We start from the raw sequence: 21,657 nt of genomic DNA, 5'->3' as shown, positions 1-21,657 counted from the left end.
TCTGTATTTTGGATCCAGACGGGCGGTACGGATGCCGCGGGCCGGCGCTGCGACGTCCATCAGCGTTCGGCGGCCGAGGTCGACGACGCCGCGGTGGCGGGCGCTTCCGCGCCGGTGGCGGATGCCGGGGCCTCGCCCCAGCCGACGGTGACCTTCGGCTTCGCGAAGAACGCCACCACGACGGCGCAGAGGGCGAACCCGCCGACCGCGAGCCACAACGACTGGGCCATCGCGGCCGAGAACCCGGCGACGAGCTCGGGCGGCAGCGCGCCGCCCTCGCCGGGCCGCGCCGGTTCGGCAGCCCCGCCGGGCAGGTTCGAGGCGAGGCTGTAGCTCATCAGCGCGGCGACCGCCGCGGAGCCGAGCACCGACCCGACCTGCCTGGTCATCGTGTAGACGCCCGATCCGGCGCCGGCCTGCGCCCGCGGGAGGTTGCGGGTCGCGGTCGACGCGAGCGGGGCGAAGACGCCCGAGATGCCGATCCCGAGCAGCGCCGAGGGGAAGAGGAGCAGCCAGTAGGGGGCCTCCGGGCCGAGCAGCGCGACGTACCCGCCGAGCGCGAGCGCCGCCGTCGACAGCCCGACGAGCGCCACCCACTTCGGGTCGACCCGGTCGCTGAACCGCCCGACGAGCGGCGAGAGCACGCCGGAGATCACGGCCATCGGCACGAACATGAGCGCGGCCTGGGTCGGGGTCAGTCCGCGCGCCACCTGGAAGTAATACGCGAGCGGCAGTGGCATGGCCGTCATCGCGAGGCCGACCAGCGAGATCGCGACGGTCGAGAGCGCGAAGTTGCGGTCTCGGAACAGCCCGAGCGGCAGCAGCGGCTCCGCCGGGTTGAAGTGCTGCCAGACCACGAAGCCGGCCAGCACCGCCAGTCCCGTGATGATGAGCCCCCACACCGTGATCGGGCCGACGATCGTGCCCCAGTCGTAGGTCGACCCCTCCTGGATGCCGAACACGACGAGGAACATGCCGACCGCGCTCAGCACGACGCCCAGCCAGTCGAAGCGGTGCGCGTGCGTCTCGAGGTTCGGTACGAGCCGCCACGCCGCCACGAACGCGACGACCCCGACGGGCACGTTCACGAAGAACACCCACTGCCATCCGAGGGAGTCCACGAGCACGCCGCCGAGGATCGGGCCGACGAGCGTCGCGACCCCCGCGACCGAGCCCCAGAGACCCATCGCCGCGCCCCGCTGGTTCGGCGGGAAGATGCGGGCGATCACGGCCATCGTCTGCGGTGTCATGAGGGCCGCACCGAGTCCCTGCACCGCGCGGGCGGCGATGAGCATCGTGATGTCCCCCGAGAGCCCGCACCAGAGCGACGCGAACGTGAACACCACGAGCCCCACGAGGTAGACCCGCTTGGGCCCGAAGCGATCGCCGAGCCGGCCCGTGATGAGCAGCGGCACCGCGTAGGCGAGCAGGTAGGCGCTCGTCACCCAGATCACCGAGGTGAGGTCGGTGTCGAGATCGACGAGGATCGCCGGGTTCGCGATCGACACGATCGTCGTGTCGACGAGGATCATGAAGAACCCGATGACGAGCGCCCAGAGGGCGGGCCAAGGCCTGGAGGTCTGGTTCATCGTCTGATGCATGGTCGGCTCTCGCAGGGGATGTCTCGGCCGGGTCAGTTCGCGTCGGATGCCGCGGCCGGCGACGCGGACGACGACGCGGCCTGCGGCAGCCCCACGACCGGTTCGCCGAGCAGCGGCGTCGAGACCGCGTAGATGCCGTGGTTGGCGAACACCCAGATCAGATTGCGGTCCCACTCGACGAAGATGCCGTGCACGGGTGCAGCCATGTCGTCGTCGTCCTTGAGGCCCATGGGCGGCACGAAGTACGCCCCGACCTTCGGGTCCTCGGGGTCGCGCACGTCGAAGATCTGCAGGCCCGCCGCGTAGAACGCGTAGGGCACGACGCCGCCGTGCGGCGTCCCGGTGTTCGTGAAGTAGCCCGAGCGCTTCGGCCCGAACGATCCGCGCCGCTGCGCCCAGTCGGTGAACTTCGCCTCGGCCGGCGGCACGGGGCGGGGCAGCGTGCGCACGAGCTTCGGTTGCGTCGGATCGCTCACGTCGATCTGGTAGATCTCCTTGGCGGGCTCGTAGCAGTCGGTGTTCATCGGGTAGCCCGAGACGTAGACGTACCCGGTCTCCTCGACCTGGGTGGTGTCGACGTTGTCGCCCTCGGTGCCGGCGACGCTCGACGGCAGCTCGCACCATCCGACGTGGTGGATGTTCGCGGGGTCGGAGACGTCGAGCACGAAGAAGCCCTGGCCGCCCTGGGCCGCGTAGGCGTACGTGCCGCCGGACTCGACCGAGCGCGGCATGAAGACGCCCATGCGCGAGCCGAACCAGGAGGTCTTGTTGTTCCACCGGTCGTTGCCCGCGAGGTACTCGGAGTCGGTCTCCTCACCGGCGCGGGTGCCCGGCACCCACCAGTTCGACAGCAGCACCGGGTTCGCCGGGTCCGACACGTCGTACGCGGCATGGCCCGCGGCCCAGAGCGTGGTCTTGTACGGCTGGTTGGTGAACGTGTTGTCGGGCGCGGTCGCCACGAAGAGGTACCTTTCGCCGTGGTAGACGGGCAGGTCGAGCACGCCGTTGCCCTCCTGCACCTCGTCGGGCCCGTGGTTCGGATCGGTCGAGACCTCGGTGAGCAGGGTCCAGTCGCGCGGGGTCGGGCCGTTCACCTCGAAGACGCGGAAGCCGCGAAGGCCCTCCCACTCGAGCAGCTGGCCCTCGACGGTGTCGTCGATCCACTTGTTGGCGACGCGCCCGTTGAGGAAGTAGCGGGGCGTCTCGCTCGCCTGGATCGCGATGAACTTCCCGCGCGCCTCGTTCCACTGGATCGTGACGGCGCCGAACTGCGGCGCGCTCCACGGCAGGGTCTCCTCGTCGACGACGGTGAGGGCGCGCGGGTCGGTGATGTCGTAGACCTTCCAGGCGTACCCGCCGCCGTAGTGGAGCATGTACCGGCGCCCCTCCCAGTCGTAGATCGACTGCCAGGTGTGGCTCGTGTTCACGACGATCGGATAGAAGGCCTCGGCGGTCGCGTTCAGGCTGTAGGTCTCGGGGTCGCGGTAGTCGAGCTGTCCGGGCCAGTCGACGAACACGTCACGCGGAACCGAGGGGGTCAGTGCCGGCGGCAGGAAGCTGCCGTCGGGCTGCATGCCCCAGCTGGCGGGGTCGGGGTCGACCGGCTCGCCTTCGACGCGCTCGAAGTCGTCGGGGTGGTACTTCTTCGCGTTCGGTACGTACGGAGAGCCGGCCATGTCGCCTCCAGGTTGGGCAGTCGAGCGGATGTCGCGACGCAGGGGGCGTCGTTCATCCCAGCGTCGCCAGCGCGACCGATGCTGTCCAATGACTATCCGGCTCGGAGCCATGACCGTTCGGGCATATCAGCCGAGCGGTCGGAACTCCGTCTGCGCGTACTCGCGCTCGAGCGCGGCGAGCAGCGCCCCCTCTTCGCGGAGGTGCACGAGCAGGGCCGCGGCGGCGGCCGAGGGCGCACGGTCCTTCGGCATGGTGACGCCCACCGAGCGGCGGATCGAGCTCAGGGGGGTCGGCAGGATGCGGAGTTCCCCGTCGTCGACGGCGATGAACATCGGCAGGGCCGCGATGACGTCGGTCGACACGAGCAGGTTGCGCAGCGTCAGCATCGACGTGCACTCGACCCGGTCGGCCGGCAGCGGAAGCCCCTCGTGGAAGAACACCGCCTCGAGCTCGGCACGCAGCGCGGTCTGGGCGACCGGGAAGATCCACGGGTAGGCGATGAGGTCGGCGAGCGAGGTGCGCGTGCCCGTGTGCACGGGGTGCCCGGCTCGGGCGACGAGCCGGATCGGCTCCTGGTGCAGCCGCTCCTGCTCGAGGCGGACCGGCACGGTCGGCGAGAGACGCCCGACCGTGAGGTCGAGGTCGCCCGCGAGCAGCAGCTGCTGGAGCGTGTCGGGCGTGCCCTCGCGCACGACCACGGTGAGCCGCGGATGCTCGGCCTTGAGCCCGGCGATGGCCCGCGGCAGCAGCAGGTTCGAGCCGGCGAGGTGCGTGCCGACGGTGACCGTGCCGAGCTGGCCGGACTGCAGCAGCCGCACCTCCTCGCCCGCGATGCGGAGCTCGGCGAGCACCGAGCGGGCGCGTTCGATGAACGGCCGGCCGTACTGGGTCGGCACCACCCCGCGCGGGAGCCGCTCGAAGAGCTGCACGCCGAGCAGGTCCTCGACCTCGCGGAGTCCGCGGGTGACGACGGGCTGCGTGATGTGCAGGGATTCGGCGGCGCGCACGAGCGTGCCCTCGTCGGCGATCGCCGTGACGAGCACGAGGTGCCGGATCTTCAGTCGTCCATCGAGGATGCGATCGGTGCTCACGCTTCGGAACTATAGCCGTGGGGGCATGGCAGTGCCACAAGTGGGTATTTGTCGGCATCGACGGGAGTTCCTAGCCTGATCGCATGACCACCCGGACGACGACGTCGCTGCCTGAGACGGCCCAAGCCCCCCAGCCGAGCGACCGCGCGACCCGCCAACTGCGCAACTTCATCGGCGGCGAGCCCGTCGACGGCGTGCGCACGTTCGCCAAGCTCGACCCCACCGACGGCTCGCACGTCGCCGAGGTGCACGAGGCCGGCCGCCGCGAGGTCGACCTCGCCGTCGCCTCGGCCCGCGCCGCGCTCGAGGGCCCCTGGGGGCGCATGACCGTGGGCGAGCGCGCGACGATCCTCCGACGCATCGCCGACGGCATCGAACGCCGGTTCGACGACCTCGTCGCCGCCGAGGTGGGCGACACCGGCAAGCCGGAGGCCCTCGCCCGCGACCTCGACGTCGCCAGGGCCGCCGCGAACTTCCGCGCCTTCGCCGACGTCGTCTCGGCCGCCGGCCTCGACTCCTACCTGACCGAGTTCCCCGACGGACGTCGCGCCCTGAACTACGCCGTGCGCAAGCCGCTCGGCGTGGTCGCCGTGATCGTGCCGTGGAACCTCCCGCTCCTGCTGCTCACGTGGAAGCTCGCCCCGGCGCTCGCCTCGGGCAACGCCGTGGTCGTGAAGCCGTCGGAGGAGACGCCGTCCTCGGCGACCCTCCTCGCCGAGATCCTCATCGAGGCCGGCCTGCCCGCCGGCGTCGTCAACGTCGTGCACGGGTTCGGCGCCGACTCCGCCGGCGAGTTCCTGACGACGCATCCGGGCATCGACGGCGTCACCTTCACGGGCGAGTCCTCCACCGGGTCGGCGATCATGCGGGCCGTGGCCCCTCGCGTGCGCCCGGTCTCGTTCGAACTCGGCGGCAAGAACGCGGCCGTCGTGTTCGCCGACGCCGACCTCGACGCGGCGATCGCCGGGCTCGCCCGCTCCACCTACCTGAACACCGGGCAGGTGTGCCTCTGCACCGAGCGCATCTACGTCGAGCGGGCGATCTTCGACGACGTGGCCGCAGGCCTCGCCGAGCAGGCGGCGCGGCTGCGCCTCGGCCGGCCCGAGAACCCCGCGACGACCACGGGTCCGCTCATCTCGCGGCAGCACCGCGAGAAGGTGCTCTCGTACTTCGAGCTCGCACGGCAGGAGGGCGCCACGGTGCTCGCCGGCGGCGGCATCCCCGACCTCGGCGACGGGCTCGACGCCGGCTTCTGGATCGAGCCGACCCTGCTCACCGGCCTCGACAACACGCACCGCACCGTGCGCGAGGAGATCTTCGGGCCCGTCGCCGCACTCATCCCGTTCGACTCCGAGGAGGAGGCGATCGCGCTCGCGAACGACACCGACTACGGCCTCGCCGCCGTCACCTGGACCCGCGACCTCACCCGCGGGCACCGCGTCGCCCAGCGCATGCGCGTGGGCATGTCGTGGGTCAACACCTGGTACCTGCGCGACCTGCGCAGCCCCTTCGGCGGCGTCGGCCTCTCGGGCATCGGCCGCGAGGGCGGGCACCACTCGCTCGGGTTCTACACCGAGCCGGCGAACGTGTGCGTGCAGCTGTGAGCGGCCAGACCTCACCGGCCTGGCCGGGCGAATGGCCCGAGGCGGATGCCGCGTCCTCGACCACGCCGCCCGCCGTGCGGGCCGCCGCCGAGCGCCTGCGGTCCGCCGCGACATCCGGAACCCCGTGCGAGCCCGTGCGCGACCTCATCGGCGACGCCGACCTCGACGCCGCATACGCCGTGCAGTCGCTCGGCATCGAGCGGCGCCTCGTCGACGGCCGGCGCATCGTCGGCCGCAAGATCGGCCTCACCTCGCCCGCGGTGCAGGCCCAGTTCGGCGTCTTCACGCCCGACTACGGCGTGCTGCTCGACGACATGATCGTGGGCGACCGCGAGCCGCTCGACCTCTCGCGCTTCCTGCAGCCCCGCGTCGAGGCCGAGGTGGCCTTCGTGCTCGGCCGCGACCTCGACTCCCCCACCACGCATGTCGCCGACGTGATCCGCGCGACCGACTTCGTGCTGCCCGCGATCGAGGTCGTCGACTCCCGCATCGCCGGCTGGGACATCCGCATCACCGACACCATCGCCGACAACGCCTCGAGCGGTGCCGTCGTGCTCGGCACCACACCGCGATCGCTCGACGGCCTCGACCTCACGGCCGTGGGCATGAGCCTCGACCATGACGGAGAGACGGTCTCGACCGGATCGGGCGCGGCCTGCCTCGGCAGCCCCGTCATCGCGGTGGCCTGGCTCGCGAGGGCGGTCGCCAGGCACGGCCGCCCGCTGCGGGCCGGCGAGGTGATCCTCTCCGGCGCCCTCGGCCCCATGTCGGCGGCGGGCGCCGGCGTGTACCGCGCCCGCCTCGACGGCCTCGGCGAGGTGCACGCCGACTTCACCGGCGCCCTGAGCCGCCCCCTCACCGAAGGAGCCGCAGCATGAGCGTCGGCATCGCCATCATCGGCTCCGGCAACATCGGCACCGACCTGCTGATCAAGGTCAAGCGGCTCTCGAGCACGCTCCGCGTCGTCGCCATGGTCGGCATCGACGAGCACTCCGACGGCCTCGCCCGCGCGCGGCGCCTCGGTGTCGCGACGACCCACGAGGGCGTCGACGGCCTCCTGCGCATGCCCGAGTTCGCCGACGTCGAGCTCGTCTTCGACGCGACCTCGGCCGGAGCGCACGCCCGCAACGACGCCCTCGTGCGCGACAGCGGCCGCATCATGGTCGATCTCACGCCGGCCGCGATCGGGCCGTACGTCGTGCCCGTCGTCAACCTCGAGGAGCACCTCGGCGCCACGAACGTGAACATGGTCACCTGCGGCGGCCAGGCCACCGTGCCGATGGTCGCGGCCGTCTCCCGCGTCGCCCCCGTCGCCTACGCCGAGATCGTCGCCTCGATCGCCTCGAAGTCGGCAGGCCCCGGCACCAGGGCGAACATCGACGAGTTCACCGAGACCACGTCGCGGGCGATCGAGCGCATCGGCGGCGCCGACCACGGCAAGGCGATCATCGTGCTGAACCCCGCCGACCCGCCGCTCATCATGCGCGACACGGTGTTCTGCCTCGTCGACGGCGAGCCGGGCGACCTCGACCACGACGCCGTGCGCGAGTCGGTCGACGCGATGGTCGCCGACGTGCAGGGCTACGTCGGCGGGTACCGCCTCAAGCAGCAGGTGCAGTTCGACGCCGTCGACGAGGCCTACGTCCCGGCGCTGGATCGGCCGTTCCGCGGCACGCAGGTCACCGTCCTCCTCGAGGTCGCCGGCGCCGGTCACTCCCTTCCCGAGTACGCGGGCAACCTCGACATCATGACGAGCGCGGCGCTGCGCACCGCCGAGCGCCTCGTCGCCGACCGAACGGGAGCCACGGCATGACCGCCACGACCGCCACGACCGCACAGCCGGCACCGCCCGCACCGCGCGTCTACGTGCAGGACGTCACCCTGCGCGACGGCATGCACGCCGTCGCCCACCGCTACTCGGTCGAGCAGGTGCGCGACATCGCGGCCGCGCTGGAGGCCGCGGGCGTGGACGCCATCGAGGTCGCCCACGGCGACGGGCTCGGCGGATCGAGCGTCGCCTACGGGCACGGTGCGAGCACCGACGAGCGCTGGATCGAGGCCGCGGCATCCGTGCTCGAGCGGGCGAAGCTGACGACGCTCATCCTCCCGGGCATCGGCACGATCGACCACCTCGCCCGCGCCCGCGACCTCGGCGTGCAGAGCGTGCGGGTCGCGACGCACTGCACCGAGGCCGACGTCGCCGCCCAGCACATCGGCTGGGCGCGCGATCACGGCATGGATGTCTCGGGCTTCCTCATGATGAGCCACCTCAACGACCCGCGCGGCCTCGCCGAGCAGGCGAAGCTCATGGAGTCGTACGGCGCGCACTGCGTCTACGTCACCGACTCGGGCGGGCGCCTGACCATGCACGACGTGGCCGAGCGCATCGACGCCTTCCGCGACGCGCTCGACCCCGAGACGCAGATCGGCATCCACGCCCACGAGAACCTCTCACTGAGCGTCGCGAACAGCATCACGGCCGTCGAGCACGGCGCCTTCCGCGTCGATGCCTCGCTCGCCGGACAGGGCGCCGGAGCGGGCAACACGCCGATCGAGGCGTTCGTCGCCGTCGCGAACCTGCTCGGGTGGGAGCACGGCTGCGACCTGTTCGCCCTGCAGGACGCCGCGGAGGAGCTCATCCGCCCGCTGCAGCGACGACCGGTCCGGGTCGACCGCGAGACGCTCACGCTCGGCTACGCGGGCGTCTACTCGAGCTTCCTGCTCCACGCCGAGCGCGCCGCCGAACGCCATGGGCTCGATGCCCGCGACATCCTCATCGAGCTGGGGCGTCGGCGCATGGTCGGCGGCCAGGAGGACATGATCGTCGACGTGGCCCTCGACCTCGTCGCCGCGCGCGATGCCGCCCGCGAGGCCGCGCTGGAGCCCGTGCGATGACGGGCACCACGGCCCGCACCGCGCCCCGCGACGGCCTCACGGCACTGGCGGAGGCCCTCGACGCCGCCCAGCTGCACGGCGCACCCGTCGCGCAATCGGGCGCGGCCATGACCTTGGCCGAGGCATACTCGGTTCAGCACCTGCTCGTCGAGCGCCGCACCTCCCGCGGCGACCGGATCTCGGGGGTCAAGCTGGGCTTCACGAGTCGGGCGAAGGCGATCCAGATGGGCGTCGACGACGTCATCATCGGTTCGGTGACCGAGCGGATGCGCGTCGAGGACGGCGGCCTGCTCGAGGCGGGCGGGTTCATCCATCCGCGCATCGAACCCGAGCTGGCCTACCTCATCGGCTCCGACCTGCCGGCGGACGCCGACGACGCCGCGCTCCGCCTGGCCGTCGTCGGGGTCGCGCCCGCCCTCGAGATCATCGATTCCCGCTACCTCGACTTCCGGTTCGACCTCGAAGACGTCGTCGCCGACAACACCTCGGCCGCCGCCTACGTGATCGGCCCATGGACGGATGCCGCCACGGCCGGCGACCTCGGCAACCGGGGCGTCCGCCTCGAGGTCGACGGGCGCCTCTGCGCCACCGGGTCGACCGCGGCGATCCTCGGTCACCCCGATCGGGCCCTCGCCACGGCGCTGCGGATGTCGCGAGCCCACGGCTTCGAGCTCCGCGCGGGCATGGTGCTGCTCGCCGGGGCCGCGACCGCGGCGGTGCCGCTGCCGCACGGCGCCCACGTCGCGGCATCCGTCACGGGACTCGGGAGCGTCTCGATGCGATTCGGCGGCGGGCATGAATAAAGCGACGCAGGCCGGGAACCGCGCCATCACGGTCGAGGGCAAGGCGACGCCGCGCGGCCGGTTCCCGCACGTGAAGGTCGCGGGCGACCTGATCTACGTCTCGGGCACCAGCAGCCGGCGCGCGGACAACACGTTCGAGGGTGCCGAGGTCGACGAGTTCGGTGCCACGACCCTCGACATCGCGGTGCAGACGCGCGCGGTGCTCGAGAACATCCGGGCCGTGCTCGCGGCGGCCGGTGCGAGCCTCGACGACCTCGTGCAGGCGACGACCTTCCTCGTGAGCATGAACGACTTCGCCGGCTACAACGCGGTCTGGGGCGAGTACTTCGACGAGACGGGCCCGGCGCGCACGACGGTCGCCGTGCACCAGTTGCCGCATCCGCTGCTGCTCATCGAGATCCAGGCCGTCGCCCGACGGGACCCGAACGCCGTCACGAACGTCAGCACCACCACCACCAAGGAGGAATCATGACCACCATCCCACCCGTGATCGACTTCCCGGCCTGGATCCGCGAGCACGAGCACCTGCTGAAGCCGCCCGTGAACAACAAGGCGGCCTGGGCGCCGATGGGCGACTTCATCGTGCAGGTCGTCGGCGGCCCGAACCAGCGCACCGACTTCCACTTCGACCCGTATGAGGAGTGGTTCTACCAGTACCGCGGCAACATGCACGTGAACATCCAGACCGAGGACGGCCCGCAGCGCATCGACATCCGCGAGGGCGAGATGTGGCTGCTGCCCGGCAACGTGTTCCACTCCCCCCAGCGCCCCGAGGCCGGCTCGATCGGCATCGTCATCGAGCGCATCCGCGAGGAGGGCACGCTCGAGAAGTTCGCCTGGTTCTGCCCGAACTGCAACACGAAGGTGCACGAGGTCGAGCTGCAGGTCCGCGACATCGTCGAGGACCTCCCGCCCGTGTTCCGCGACTTCTACGAGAGCGAAGCGGGACGAACCTGCCCGAACTGCGGCGAAGTCCACCCCGGCAAGGGCTGAACCGGGTGGGCACGATCGACATCCACACGCATGCCGTGCCCAAGGGCTGGCCCGACCTGTCGACGCAGGTCGGGCCGGGCTCCTGGCCGTGGCTCCGCGTGGACTCCGAGCGCGAGGCCATGATCATGGTCGGCTCGGGCGAATTCCGCCGCATCGACGAGAGCTGCTGGGACGCCGAGACCCGCCTCGCCGAGATGGACGCCGACGACGTCGACATCCAGGTCGTCTCGCCGACGCCGGTGTTCTTCTCCTACGAGAAGCCCGGCGACCAGGCGGCCAAGGTGGCACGCATCTTCAACGACCTCACGCTCGAGCTCTGCGCCCCCGCACCCGATCGGCTGCTGCCCTTCGCGCAGGTGCCCCTGCAGGACACGGATGCCGCGTGCGCCGAGCTCGACCGCGCGATCGCCGCCGGGCACCGCGGCGTCGAGATCGGCAACCACGTCGGCGACCGCGACCTCGATCACGAGGGCATCGTCACGTTCCTGCAGCACTGCGCGGATCGCGGGGTGCCGGTGCTCGTGCACCCGTGGGACATGCCGGGCTCCCCCCGACTCGACCGGTGGATGGCCCGCTGGCTCACGGGTATGCCCGCGGAGACGCACCTGTCGATCATCGCGATGATCCTCGGCGGCGTCTTCGACCGGGTGCCGTCGTCGCTCCGCATCGGCTTCGCGCACGGCGGCGGTTCGTTCGCGTTCTGGCTCGGCCGATTCGAGAACGCGTGGCACCGCCGGCCCGACCTGGTCGGCGTCAGCGAGCTGCCGCCGTCGGGCTACCTCGACCGCTTCAGCGTCGACTCGGTCGTGTTCGACCCCGCGGCGCTGCGCCTGCTCGTCGACACCCTCGGCGCCGAGCAGGTGATGCTCGGCAGCGACTACCCCTACCCGCTCGGCGAACGGCCCGTCGGCGCCGTGATCGAGCGCGCCGACTTCCTCACCGACGAGCAGAAGGCGGCCATCCGCCACGGCAACGCCCGGCGCTTCCTGGCGCTCTGACCACCTCCCCCGAGCTGAGAAGGACCGACTCCGCCATGAGCATCGCCCCCTCCATCCCCCACGTGATCGACCGTGCGACCTGCACGGCCCTCGACGCCGCCGACCCGCTCGCCGGGTATCGCGACCTGTTCGACCTCCCCGACGGGGTCGTCTACCTCGACGGCAACTCGCTCGGCGCCCTTCCGCGTGCGACGGCGGCGCACGTGCAGCGCGTGATCGCCGAGGAGTGGGGCACCGGGCTGATCCGCAGCTGGAACGACGCCGGCTGGTTCACGAAGCCGCTCGACCTCGGCGATCGCATCGCCCCGTTGATCGGCGCCTCCGCCGGCGAGGTGGTGCTCGGCGACTCGACGTCGTCGAGCCTGTTCCAGGTGGCGGTGGCGGCAGCGCGGTTGCGGCCGGAGCGCCGGGTGATCGTGTCGGAGCGCGGCAACTTCCCGACCGACCTCTACGTGCTCGAGTCGGTGCAGGAGCTGCTCGGCGGGCCAGGCCGGCCGCTCGAGCGCCGGCTGATCGACGACGACGACCCGACCCTCGATGACGTGCTCGACGGGCACGTCGCGGTCGTCGTGCTCACCCACGTGAACTACCGCACGGGGCGCATGTACGACATGGCTGACGTGACGCGTCGCGTGCACGAGGCCGGCGCGATCATGGTGTGGGACCTCTGCCACAGCGTCGGGGCCGTGCCCGTGGATCTCAACGGCGCCGGCGCGGACTTCGCGATCGGCTGCACCTACAAGTACCTCAACGGCGGCCCGGGCTCGCCGTCGTTCCTCTGGGTCGCCGGGCGGCACCAGGCCTCGGCTCAGCCGGCGATCACCGGCTGGCACGGGCACGCGAGGCCGTTCGACTTCGACGTCGAGTACGCCCCTGCCCCCGGCATCACCCGGTTCCGCGTCGGCACGCCGCAGCTGCTCGCGCTGGCCGGGCTCGAGGCCAGCCTGGACATCTGGGGCGGGGTCGACCTCGAGCAACTCAGGGAGAAGAGCCTCCGCCTCACCGAGCTGTTCATCTCGCTCGTCGACTCACGGCTGGCCCGGTGGGGCGTCGAGGTCGTCACCCCTCGGCAGTCGGCTCGACGTGGCAGCCAGGTCGCGCTGCGCGCGGGTGTCGCCGACGGGTACTCGGTCATGCAGGCGCTCATCGAGCGCGGGGTCATCGGCGACTTCCGCGCACCCGACCTGATGCGCTTCGGCTTCACCCCGCTCTACGTCTCGCACGCCGATGCGTGGGACGCCGTCGCCGCGCTCGAGGACATCCTCACGACCGAGACCTGGCGCGAGCCGCGCTTCGCACGCCGCGGCACCGTGACCTGAGAGGCCCGGCGGGTCGGTCGGCGCATCGATCGACCCGCCGGTCGGCACCGCCCGGTCGGCACCGCCCGGTCGGCACCGCCCGGCCGACCGCACAAGGCCCGCCTGTACACTCGAGGCTGCATGTTCGACACCGCGTACATGCCGAGCGGAGGGTGGTCACGGTGCAGCCGACGGTGCAGACCCTGCTCGACCGCCCAGAGCTCGCGCTCGGACTGCTGACGCCGGCGGCCGCGCTGCCCGCCGATGCACTCACCGCTCCGGTGGTCTGGGCGCACAGCTCCGACCTCGCCGATCCAGCCCCGTTCCTCGACGCGGGCCAGGTGCTGCTCACGACGGGCACCCAGTTCGACCTCGACGAGGCGCGAGCGGATGCCGCGGGCTTCGCGCTCACGTACGTGCAGCGCCTCCGCGACCGCGGCGTCGCCGCACTCGGCTTCGGCACCGAGGTGATCCGCGACGGCACGCCGGCGGCCCTCGTCGACGCCTGCCTCGAGCTCGGCCTGCCGCTCTTCGAGGTGCCCTACCGGGTGCCGTTCATCGCCATCGCCAAGCTCGTGGCCGACCTGCTCGCCGAAGACGAGTACGCGCGGCAGGCCTGGGCGCTCTCCGCCCAGCGTGCGATCTCGCGTGCCGCCCTGCGACCCGACGGCCTCACCGCGACGCTCGCCGAGCTCTCGAAGCGGCTCGGAACCTGGGTCGGGCTCGTCGATGCGACGGGGGCGCTCGACCGCGAGTCGCCGGAGGGCGCGCTCGGCCAGCCCCGCCTCGGCGAGGTCGTCGGCGAGGCGCGTTCGATGCTGCGCCGCGGGCAGCGGGCGAGCCGCACCGTGCTCGTCGGCGAGTCCACCGACGCCCCCCAGCGCATCACCATGCAGACGTTGGGTTCGGGCGGCGCGCTGCGCGGCGTGCTCGCCGTCGGCGACTCCCCCGAGCTCGACCAGGCCGGCCGCGAGGTCGTCACCGCCGTGATCGCGCTCGCCGGGCTCTCGCTCGAGCAGAACCGCGACCTCGACCGCGCCAGGGGGCACCTGCGCACGGGCCTGCTGCGCAGCCTGCTCGCGGGCGACAGCTCCCTGGCCGAACAGGTCTCCTCCGAGATGTGGGGTCCGCTGCCCGAAGGGCCCGTGCGCGTCGCCGTGACGGATGCCGCGGTGCACGCGCTCGACCGCATGACCGAGCTGCTCGAGCTGCGCGTCGACGAGCGCGGCGGGCGCCTCTTCTTCGCCCGCGACGGCGGGGTGGTCGTGCTCGTGCTCGAGGCCGCGGATTCCGCGATCGCCGACGAGCTCTGCTCCGAGTTCGACCTTCCGGTCGGCGTGTCCGACGCGATGCCGATCGAGAGCCTCGCGGCCGCGCACGAACAGGCCGTCCGCGCGCTCGAGCGCGCCCGGGAGTCCGGCGGCCGCGATACTCCCGCCCGCGTCGTCGCGTTCGACGAGATCAGCCGTCAGGGCGTGCTGGCGTTCCTCGCCAGGACGGATGCCAGGGCGGTCGCGGTCGCGACGCTCGCGCCGCTCGTGCAGCACGACGCGGCATCCGGCACCTCCCTCGTCGAGACCGTGCGCACGTGGCTCGAGCACGGCGGGCAGTTCGATGCGACCGCGCAGCAGCTCGGCGTGCACCGCCATACGGTGCGCAGCCGCATCGCACTCGCCGAGCGCCTGCTCGAGCGCGACCTCTCGGGGTTCCACGCGCGGGCCGACCTCTGGGCCGCGCTGCTCGCGGTGCAGTAGGCGCCGACCCGCGGCATCCGCTCGCCCGAGGTCGGCGGTGCGCCCGGCTCGAGGTCAGCCGCGCTGCGCGGCGATCAGGTCGCGGAACCAGTCGAACGAGTCCTTGCGGGTGCGCTCACCCGTGTCGAGGTCGAGGTGCACGAGCCCGAAGCGCTGCGTGTAGCCGTCGGCCCACTCGAAGTTGTCGATGAGCGACCAGACGAGGTATCCGCGCACGTCGACGCCGCGCTCGATCGCGTCGTGCACCGCGCGGATGTGCCCGTCGAGGTAGGCGATGCGCTCGGGGTCGTGCACGCGGCGGCCGCCGTCGTCCCCTTCGACGACCTCGTCGGGGTACGAGGCGCCGTTCTCGGTGATCACGATCGGCGGCAGTGCGTCGCCGTGCTCCTCGCGCAGCGAGACGAGCACCTCGGTGAGCGCCTCCGGCACGACGGGCCAGCCGAAGCCGGTCACGGGCACGCCCTCGATCTCGACCGGCTCGAACGGCAGGCCCGCGGCGGCGAACTCCGAGTCGGCGGATGCCGCGGCGACCCTGGTGGGGTTGTAGAAGTTCACGCCGTAGAAGTCGATGGGCGCGGCGATGAGCTCCAGGTCGCCGTCCTCGAGCCCCGGCATGCGGTCGAGGCCGAGCCCCGACAGGTCGGGATAGCGCCCGGCGAGCACGGGGTCGGCGAAGATCCGGTTGTAGATCGCGTCGAACGCGCCGGCGGCGAGGTGATCGGCGGGGTCGTCGCTCGCCGGCACGACGTGGGTGTGGTTGTTGACGATGCCGACCTCGGCGTCGCCGGCCGCCCGGATCACCCGGGTCGCCAGGCCGTGCGCGAGCAGCTGGTGGTGCGCGGTCGGCAGCGCGGCCATCATGAGCGTGCGCCCGGGGGCGAGCGTGCCGAGCGCGTACCCCTGCAGGGTCGTCATCGCGGGCTCGTTGAGCGTGATCCACTGCCCGACGCGATCGCCGAGGCCATCGACCACGAGGGCGGCGTAGTCCGCGAACCGGGCCGCGGTGTCGCGGGCGAGCCATCCGCCGGCCTCCTCGAGCGGTTGCGGCAGGTCCCAGTGGTACAGCGTCGGCAGCGGGCGGATGCCGGCCTCGAGCAGCGCGTCGACGACGCGGGCGTAGTGGTCGAGGCCCGCGGCGTGCGCGGTCCCGGCGCCCTCCGGCTGCACGCGCGGCCAGGCGATCGAGAACCGGTAGTCGTCGACGCCGAGTTCGGCGAGCAGGGCGAGGTCGTCGCGCCACCGCACGTAGCTGTCGGCCGCGACGTCGGCGTTCGAGCCGTCGAGCACGAGGCCGAGCGTTCGCGTGAAGACGTCCCAGATCGAGTCGCCGCGACCGTCGGCGCGGGTGGAGCCCTCGACCTGGAAGGCGGCGGTCGCCGCGCCCCATCGGAAACCGCTCGGGAACCGGGGCATACGTGCATCGACCAATGGGTACCTCACCGTCGAAGGAAGCCGTCACCGAGTGGGTCAGATGACCCACTCGGTGCCAACCCTATCGCTGCGACCGACCGACGCGCCACGGAAAGGTAGCGTGGTGCGCATGTTCCACTCCTATGCGGCCATCGGCGACAGCTTCACCGAAGGCGTCGGCGACGAGCGGCCCGACGGCAGCGTGCGCGGCTGGGCCGACTTCGTCGCCATGGGCCTCGCCATCGCGGCACGCGAGCCGATCGGCTACGCGAACCTCGCGATCCGCGGGCGCAAGCTCGGTCCGATCATCGACGAGCAGCTCGAGGCGGCCATCGCCCTGAAGCCCGAACTGCTGAGCTTCAACGGCGGCGGCAACGACATGCTGCGGCCGCGCATGGACGAGCAGGTCACCGCCGACCGCTTCCGCCAGGCGATCCACCGCATCCGCGACGAGGGCATCCACGTGCTCATGCTGAGCGGCGCGAACCCCACCGAGCACCTCCCCCTCGGCAAGGTGTTCGACGCGCGCGGTGCCCGGCTGACCACCGCCCTCGTCGACCTCGCCGACGTGCCCGGCGTCACGTTCGTCGACAACTTCAACGACCGCGGCCTGCGTGACATCCGCTACTGGTCGGCCGACAAGCTGCACCTGAACTCGCTCGGGCACGCGCGCGTCGCGAGCAACGTGCTCACCGCGATCGGCGTGCCCGTGCCGGAGGAGTGGGGCGTCGCCGAGGTCGCCGCCGCCCCTGCGGGCGCGCGCAGCCGCAACACGGCCGCCTACTACCGCGAGTTCGTGCTGCCGTGGATCGGCCGACGACTCACCGGCCGTTCGTCGGGCGACGGGCGCGCAGCCAAGCGCGCAACGCTGGAGCCCCTGACGCCCGACTCCGCCCACTGAGCGGTCAGGAGCCCTCGCGCACCGCCTGCACGAACCCGGCCACGTGCTCGCGCAGCGCCTCGACGCGCTGCAGCCTGGCTGCCTCGACGTCGAACCCGATGTAGGCCATCGACGGCAGGCGGCGCACGTTGCGGGAGCATTCGAAGCCCGCGCAGGCGAGCGTGCCGACCGTGTCGCCGTTGCGACCGGACGCCCCCGCGCGCTTGGCCGTGTACATCACGACGTCGTTCGGCAGCGTGACGTCCTCGCACCACGAGCACTGCGGCCGCGTGCGGATGCGGCCGTCGGCCTCGCGCAGCATGACGCCGACGAGGCGGTCGTCGATGTCGACGACGACGTAGCCGACCTTCGGCAGCTTCGGGTCGCGCCAGCCGAGGAAGTCGAAGGCGTCCCAGTGCAGGGTCGCGAAGTCGGTCGGCAGCGTCACCGCGGCGCGTTCGCGCTGCGAGACGTTGATGAATGAGGCGCGGATGCGCGCGCCGTCGATGGGCAGCATGATGATGAGTCCTTCGTCGTGCCGGGTCGCTCGTGCGAGCCGACGTGATGGTTCGGTTCCGGGTGGAGATGCCCCGAGCAGCGAGTGCGTCTCAGGGAGACGATCGCGCCGAGGCGCGCGCGATCACGGGCGCGTCGGCCCTCTCCTGTCGGCATCGAGAACGCCGACGACCTCCTGACGCCCGACGGGCATGGGGAACGGAACGGTCTGACTCACAAGCGCCGAGTGTACACAGCGGTCCTGAGCGCTCGGGGTGGGCTACCTGCGCGTCGACCACTCGAGCTCGGTCGAATCCGTCGTCCACGCGAACTCCACGCCGTCTCCCGGCCCCACCCCGACCGGTCGGACCAGGTCGTACAGCTGCTCGTACCTCACGACCTGGCGGATGCCGGCGCGGGCGAACTCCGCCTCGGTCACGCACGTGATGCCCGCCCCGTTCCAGTTCTCGCGCTGGAGCGCCATGCAGACGTCGTCCCGATCGCGGAACACCCAGGCGTCGTACCCCACCTCGGAGCCGATGAACCGCACCGAGGCGAGCGCCTCGGGGGCCAGGATGTCGTCCTGCCCCGGAATCAGGGCCTGCGACGGATCGGGCGCTCGGTCGAAGACCTCGAGGCCCCTCGGAGGCTCCGCGAGCTCTCGCAGCGGACCGAGCACGGCGACCACGGCGATGACGGCGGCCACCGCGACCATGACCAGGGCCCGGCGACGTGTGCCGCGCGGAGCGCCGGGCGCGCGGGCATCCTGCTCGACCTGCTCGACCTGCTCGACGACCGCGAGCCATCCTGCCCTCCGCCCCTCGTCGGTCGGCGAGGCGATCAGCGCCGCCGGCGCCTCGTGCGATCCGCCCATGGCAACCGCACGCCGGAGCTCGGCCTCCACCGCCTCGAGCTCCGAAGCGGCCTCACCCAGGTGCCCTCCGGGCGTGCCGTAGACGATGCGACGGAGGGCGGCCGCCCGGGCCTCGAGCTCGGATCGTTCGGGAGACGCCATCGTCATCCTTCCCCTGCGGCTCAGTCGGTCGCGACCACGTTCGCGACGAAGGCGCGGGTGCGCCTGGCGAGGCCCTCGATGCGTTCGAGTTCGCGCAGGCTCGGCAGGACCTCGGACGGCGCCGCGGGCCAGCCGAGGCGCACGGTCTCCTGGCAGGCGAGGTCGCTGCACATGTAGACGCCGACGCTGTCGCCGCGCTCGCCGGCATCGCCCGCCTTGCGCGCCGAGACCATCGCGACCTGGTCGGCCGGCTGCTGCGTGTGGCAGAGGGTGCAGATCGCCGCGCGATGGTGCGATCCGCCCGGCGACGGTGCGCGCAGCACGACGCCGACCGGCGCGCCGTCGAGCTCGGTCACGAGGTAGCCGCGCCCGCTGATGCGGGGGTCGCGCCAGGCGAAGGCGTCGAAGTGCGCCCACTCCGTCACGAAGAACGACACCGGCAACGACAGTTGCGCGAGCTCCGCAGCGGAGGCGTTGCGCAACGCGCCGCGCACCTCGGCCTCGGTCAGCGCCTGCATCCGTCTCCCCCGTGAACGTCTCGTGTTCGTCGAACCCGTCCAGTCTACGAAGGCCGGCGGCGGGCGGGGCCAGAACAGCCGAGCAGTCGAGCGCGGATCAGCCGATCGTGGCCACGACCTCCTGCACGCGGGTGCGCAGCGTCTCCGAGATGGGCGACGAACCCGCTCCGTCGGCCGCCGCATCCTGCCCGGCCTCGCTCGCGATCCACTCGAGGTAGGCGGCGACCAGCTCGCCCTCGTCGGCGTCGACGTAGGTGCGGCACGCGATCACGTAGCTCACGAGCACGAGCGGGTAGGCGCCCGCGGCGTCCGTCGCCCGGTCGATGTCGATCACGAGATCGTCGTCGGCACGGCCGGGCTGCATGGGCGAGACGTCGAGGATCGCCGCGGCCGCCTCGGGCGACGGGGTGACGAACGCGTCGCCCACCGCGAGCTGCGCGACGCCCAGGCCTGCGGCCCGGGAGGCGTCGAGGTAGCCGATGACGTCGACGCCGTCGCGGATCACCGAGGCGATGCCCGAGCTGCCCTGCGCCGCCTCGCCCTCGTACGGGAACGTGCCCGACGGCTCGTTCGGCCATTCGGCCGGCGCGGCCTCGTGCAGGTAGTCGGTGAAGTTCTCGGTCGTGCCGGAGTCGTCCGAACGGTGCACGGCCGTGATGCGCGAGTCGGGCAGCGCGGCATCGGGGTTCAGCGCGACGAGCGCCGGGTCGTTCCAGCGGTCGATGTCGCCGCTGAAGATCCGGGCGACGGATGCCGCGTCGAGGCGGAGCTCGTCGACGCCGGTGACGTTGAACGCGAGCGCGATCGGCGAGACGTAGAGCGGCAGGTCGACGGCCCCCGCGCCGTCGACGCAGCGGCCGACGTCGCCGGTCGTCTGGTCGGGCTCGAGCGCCGCGTCGCTGCCCGCCCACGCGACCGCGCCGACGAGGAACTGGTCGCGGCCCGCACCCGACCCGGCGGGGTCGTAGTTGACCGTGGCGCTGCCGTTCGCGGTCTGGAAGCCGGCGATCCAGACCTCCTGCGCCGCGGCCTGCGCCGACGACCCGGCGCCGTCGATCGTGCCGGCGAGGGCGCTGGGCTGCTGGTCCTGCTCGTTCACGGCGCAGCCGCTCAACAGGGCGAGGGCGACGAACGCGCCGAGCCCCCCGGTGATCCTCGCCCAACGCATACCGCCATCGTATTGACGCTGCGTCGCGAAGGCGCGGTCGCGCGCCGGTGCGCTGCGCCTCAGTCGAACGACGCGCGCGGCCGATCGTCGGTGACCGGACACCAGCCGTCGGGCGTGCGCGAGTACTCGTGCGACGGGCCGTCGGCGACGAGCAGGCCGAGCGCGGCGACGAAGCGGTCGACGTCGTCGAGGGTGGATCCGGCGCCGAGGCTCGCCCTGAGCCCGTTCGAGCGGGAGGAGACCCGGTCGAAGAAGGGATGCGCGCAGAAGCGGCCGGCGCGCACCGAGATGCCGTGCTCTGCGCCGAGCGCCGCGGCGACGAGGCCGACGGATCCGCGTTCGAGTTCGACGGTCGCGATGGCGAGCCGGTCGGTCGCGTCGTCGAATCCTCGGATGACGCGCACGCCGGGCAGCGACGAGAGGCCGGCGTGCAGGCGGGCCGTGAGGCGCGCCTCGTGGGCCTCGCGCTCGGCGTCGCCGAGGCGTTCGAGCTCGACGAGGGCACGGGCGAGGGCCGCGATGCCGACGACGTTCGGGGTGCCGGCCTCGTGGCGGTCGGGGCCGCTCTTCCATTCGACACGCTCGACGGCGACGTTCTCGACGGCGCCACCGCCCGCGAGGAACGGCGGTGCCGCGTCGAGCCAGTCGGCACGGCCGATGAGCGCGCCCGCGCCGAAGGGCGCGTACGCCTTGTGGCCCGAGAACGCGACGAAGTCGAGGTCGGATGCGGCGAGGTCGACGCGTCGGTGCGGCAGCAGCTGGGCGGCGTCGACGGCGATGCGGGCGCCGTGCGCGTGCGCGATGCGGGCGAGGTCGGCGATCGGCAGCACCTCGCCCGTGACGTTCGAGGCGCCGGTCACCGAGAGCAGCGCGGCCGGGCGCGAGGCGAGCTCGCCCTCGAGCGCGACGAGCGTCTCGGCGATGCTCTGGCGGGCCACGACGACGCGGCGGCTGCGCCACGGGAGCAGGTTCGCGTGGTGCTCGATGTCGAGCACCACGGTGTCGCCGGGCACGGCGGTCGCGAGCAGGTTCAGCGCCTCGGTCGTGTTGCGGGTGAAGACGACGAGGTCGCCGTCGCGGGCGCCGACGTGGCGGGCGACGCTCACGCGGGCGTCCTCGACGAGGGCGGTCGCCGCCTGCGACGGGTAGCCGCTGCCGCGGTGCACGCTCGAGTAGTAGGGCAGCACGCGCGCGACGTGGGCTGCGACCGCCTGCAGTGCGGGGGCGGATGCCGCGACGTCGAGGTTCACGTGCCGCACCGTCGCTCCGCCGAGCACGGGCACCTCGAGGCCGGCGTCGGTCAGCTGTGCGAGCGGTGAGGCGCCGGCGGGGATCCGGCCGCCCGCGGCATCCGAGCGCACCGATCGCACGTCGGCGCGTGCTGCGGTGTCGATCACGGATGCTCCATTCGCGGGGTCAGGCGTCGAACCTACGACCGAGGCGGGCGGCGCGACAAC

At 72.4% G+C, this 21,657-nt stretch carries 20 protein-coding genes; 11 read left to right on the top strand and 9 right to left on the bottom strand.

Going from position 1 to position 21,657, the window contains the following annotated elements:
• Nucleotides 1-59: 59 nt before the first annotated feature.
• The 3 genes from ABIC29_RS01615 to ABIC29_RS01605 form a co-directional block, all read right to left on the bottom strand.
• Entirely contained in the window at nucleotides 60-1,589 is a 1,530-nt protein-coding gene (locus ABIC29_RS01615; RefSeq protein WP_354242129.1) for a DHA2 family efflux MFS transporter permease subunit, read from the bottom strand.
• Nucleotides 1,590-1,633: 44 nt separating this feature from the next.
• Nucleotides 1,634-3,277, bottom strand: coding sequence for an LVIVD repeat-containing protein (locus tag ABIC29_RS01610; RefSeq protein WP_354242126.1), 1,644 nt, complete (start codon nucleotides 3,275-3,277; stop codon nucleotides 1,634-1,636).
• 126 nt (nucleotides 3,278-3,403) lie between these two features.
• Complete coding sequence (locus ABIC29_RS01605) at nucleotides 3,404-4,369, bottom strand: LysR substrate-binding domain-containing protein (protein WP_116080557.1); 966 nt, start codon at nucleotides 4,367-4,369, stop codon at nucleotides 3,404-3,406.
• A gap of 83 nt (nucleotides 4,370-4,452) precedes the next feature.
• On the opposite strand from ABIC29_RS01605, the gene ABIC29_RS01600 reads away from it, so the two are divergent.
• The 10 genes from ABIC29_RS01600 to ABIC29_RS01555 all read left to right on the top strand — a co-directional run bounded on the left by ABIC29_RS01600 (nucleotide 4,453) and on the right by ABIC29_RS01555 (nucleotide 14,714).
• On the top strand, nucleotides 4,453-5,973 hold the full coding sequence (locus ABIC29_RS01600) for a 2-hydroxymuconic semialdehyde dehydrogenase (protein WP_354242123.1): 1,521 nt from the start codon (nucleotides 4,453-4,455) through the stop codon (nucleotides 5,971-5,973).
• Entirely contained in the window at nucleotides 5,970-6,851 is an 882-nt protein-coding gene (locus ABIC29_RS01595; RefSeq protein WP_354242120.1) for a 2-keto-4-pentenoate hydratase, read from the top strand. The genes ABIC29_RS01600 and ABIC29_RS01595 overlap by 4 nt, the downstream gene beginning before the upstream one ends.
• Nucleotides 6,848-7,786: an acetaldehyde dehydrogenase (acetylating) gene (locus tag ABIC29_RS01590; RefSeq protein ID WP_116080554.1), complete on the top strand. Its 939-nt coding sequence runs from the start codon at nucleotides 6,848-6,850 to the stop codon at nucleotides 7,784-7,786. The genes ABIC29_RS01595 and ABIC29_RS01590 overlap by 4 nt, the downstream gene beginning before the upstream one ends.
• The gene (gene dmpG, locus ABIC29_RS01585; RefSeq protein ID WP_354242117.1) at nucleotides 7,783-8,868 is read left to right on the top strand and encodes a 4-hydroxy-2-oxovalerate aldolase; all 1,086 of its coding nucleotides are present in this window, start codon (nucleotides 7,783-7,785) and stop codon (nucleotides 8,866-8,868) included. The genes ABIC29_RS01590 and dmpG overlap by 4 nt, the downstream gene beginning before the upstream one ends.
• Complete coding sequence (locus tag ABIC29_RS01580) at nucleotides 8,865-9,671, top strand: 2-keto-4-pentenoate hydratase (protein ID WP_116080552.1); 807 nt, start codon at nucleotides 8,865-8,867, stop codon at nucleotides 9,669-9,671. The genes dmpG and ABIC29_RS01580 overlap by 4 nt, the downstream gene beginning before the upstream one ends.
• The gene (locus tag ABIC29_RS01575) at nucleotides 9,664-10,143 is read left to right on the top strand and encodes a RidA family protein (protein WP_116080551.1); all 480 of its coding nucleotides are present in this window, start codon (nucleotides 9,664-9,666) and stop codon (nucleotides 10,141-10,143) included. Before ABIC29_RS01580 ends, ABIC29_RS01575 begins: the two co-directional genes overlap by 8 nt.
• The gene (locus tag ABIC29_RS01570; RefSeq protein WP_055863162.1) at nucleotides 10,140-10,664 is read left to right on the top strand and encodes a 3-hydroxyanthranilate 3,4-dioxygenase; all 525 of its coding nucleotides are present in this window, start codon (nucleotides 10,140-10,142) and stop codon (nucleotides 10,662-10,664) included. Before ABIC29_RS01575 ends, ABIC29_RS01570 begins: the two co-directional genes overlap by 4 nt.
• Nucleotides 10,665-10,669: 5 nt before the next feature.
• Entirely contained in the window at nucleotides 10,670-11,662 is a 993-nt protein-coding gene (locus tag ABIC29_RS01565) for an amidohydrolase family protein (RefSeq protein WP_116080550.1), read from the top strand.
• Between the two features lie 35 nt (nucleotides 11,663-11,697).
• Nucleotides 11,698-12,981: a kynureninase gene (kynU, locus tag ABIC29_RS01560; RefSeq protein WP_354242113.1), complete on the top strand. Its 1,284-nt coding sequence runs from the start codon at nucleotides 11,698-11,700 to the stop codon at nucleotides 12,979-12,981.
• Nucleotides 12,982-13,142: 161 nt separating this feature from the next.
• Nucleotides 13,143-14,714, top strand: coding sequence for a PucR family transcriptional regulator (locus ABIC29_RS01555; protein WP_354242110.1), 1,572 nt, complete (start codon nucleotides 13,143-13,145; stop codon nucleotides 14,712-14,714).
• A gap of 54 nt (nucleotides 14,715-14,768) precedes the next feature.
• Here the strand turns inward: ABIC29_RS01555 and ABIC29_RS01550 are convergent, their stop codons facing one another.
• Entirely contained in the window at nucleotides 14,769-16,127 is a 1,359-nt protein-coding gene (locus ABIC29_RS01550; protein ID WP_354242107.1) for a GH1 family beta-glucosidase, read from the bottom strand.
• 127 nt (nucleotides 16,128-16,254) lie between these two features.
• On the opposite strand from ABIC29_RS01550, the gene ABIC29_RS01545 reads away from it, so the two are divergent.
• Nucleotides 16,255-17,025 carry an SGNH/GDSL hydrolase family protein gene (locus ABIC29_RS01545; protein ID WP_116082166.1) on the top strand — a complete coding sequence of 257 codons (771 nt, stop codon included), beginning with the start codon at nucleotides 16,255-16,257 and terminating at the stop codon, nucleotides 17,023-17,025.
• A gap of 4 nt (nucleotides 17,026-17,029) precedes the next feature.
• Here the strand turns inward: ABIC29_RS01545 and ABIC29_RS01540 are convergent, their stop codons facing one another.
• The 5 genes from ABIC29_RS01540 to ABIC29_RS01520 form a co-directional block, all read right to left on the bottom strand.
• Nucleotides 17,030-17,521 carry an FBP domain-containing protein gene (locus ABIC29_RS01540; RefSeq protein WP_354242103.1) on the bottom strand — a complete coding sequence of 164 codons (492 nt, stop codon included), beginning with the start codon at nucleotides 17,519-17,521 and terminating at the stop codon, nucleotides 17,030-17,032.
• A gap of 258 nt (nucleotides 17,522-17,779) precedes the next feature.
• Nucleotides 17,780-18,514, bottom strand: coding sequence for a hypothetical protein (locus tag ABIC29_RS01535; RefSeq protein WP_116080546.1), 735 nt, complete (start codon nucleotides 18,512-18,514; stop codon nucleotides 17,780-17,782).
• Between the two features lie 20 nt (nucleotides 18,515-18,534).
• Complete coding sequence (locus ABIC29_RS01530; protein ID WP_116080545.1) at nucleotides 18,535-19,032, bottom strand: FBP domain-containing protein; 498 nt, start codon at nucleotides 19,030-19,032, stop codon at nucleotides 18,535-18,537.
• Between the two features lie 97 nt (nucleotides 19,033-19,129).
• A complete protein-coding gene (locus ABIC29_RS01525) occupies nucleotides 19,130-20,200 on the bottom strand; it encodes a phosphate ABC transporter substrate-binding protein PstS (protein ID WP_354242099.1) in 1,071 nt (356 codons plus the stop codon).
• A 59-nt stretch (nucleotides 20,201-20,259) separates the two neighbouring features.
• Entirely contained in the window at nucleotides 20,260-21,597 is a 1,338-nt protein-coding gene (locus ABIC29_RS01520; RefSeq protein WP_354242096.1) for an aminotransferase class V-fold PLP-dependent enzyme, read from the bottom strand.
• Nucleotides 21,598-21,657: the final 60 nt, after the last annotated feature.

The organism is Agromyces sp. PvR057, assembly GCF_040547485.1.
Taxonomy (GTDB): domain Bacteria; phylum Actinomycetota; class Actinomycetes; order Actinomycetales; family Microbacteriaceae; genus Agromyces.
This window is presented reverse-complemented; position numbering and strand designations above follow the sequence as displayed.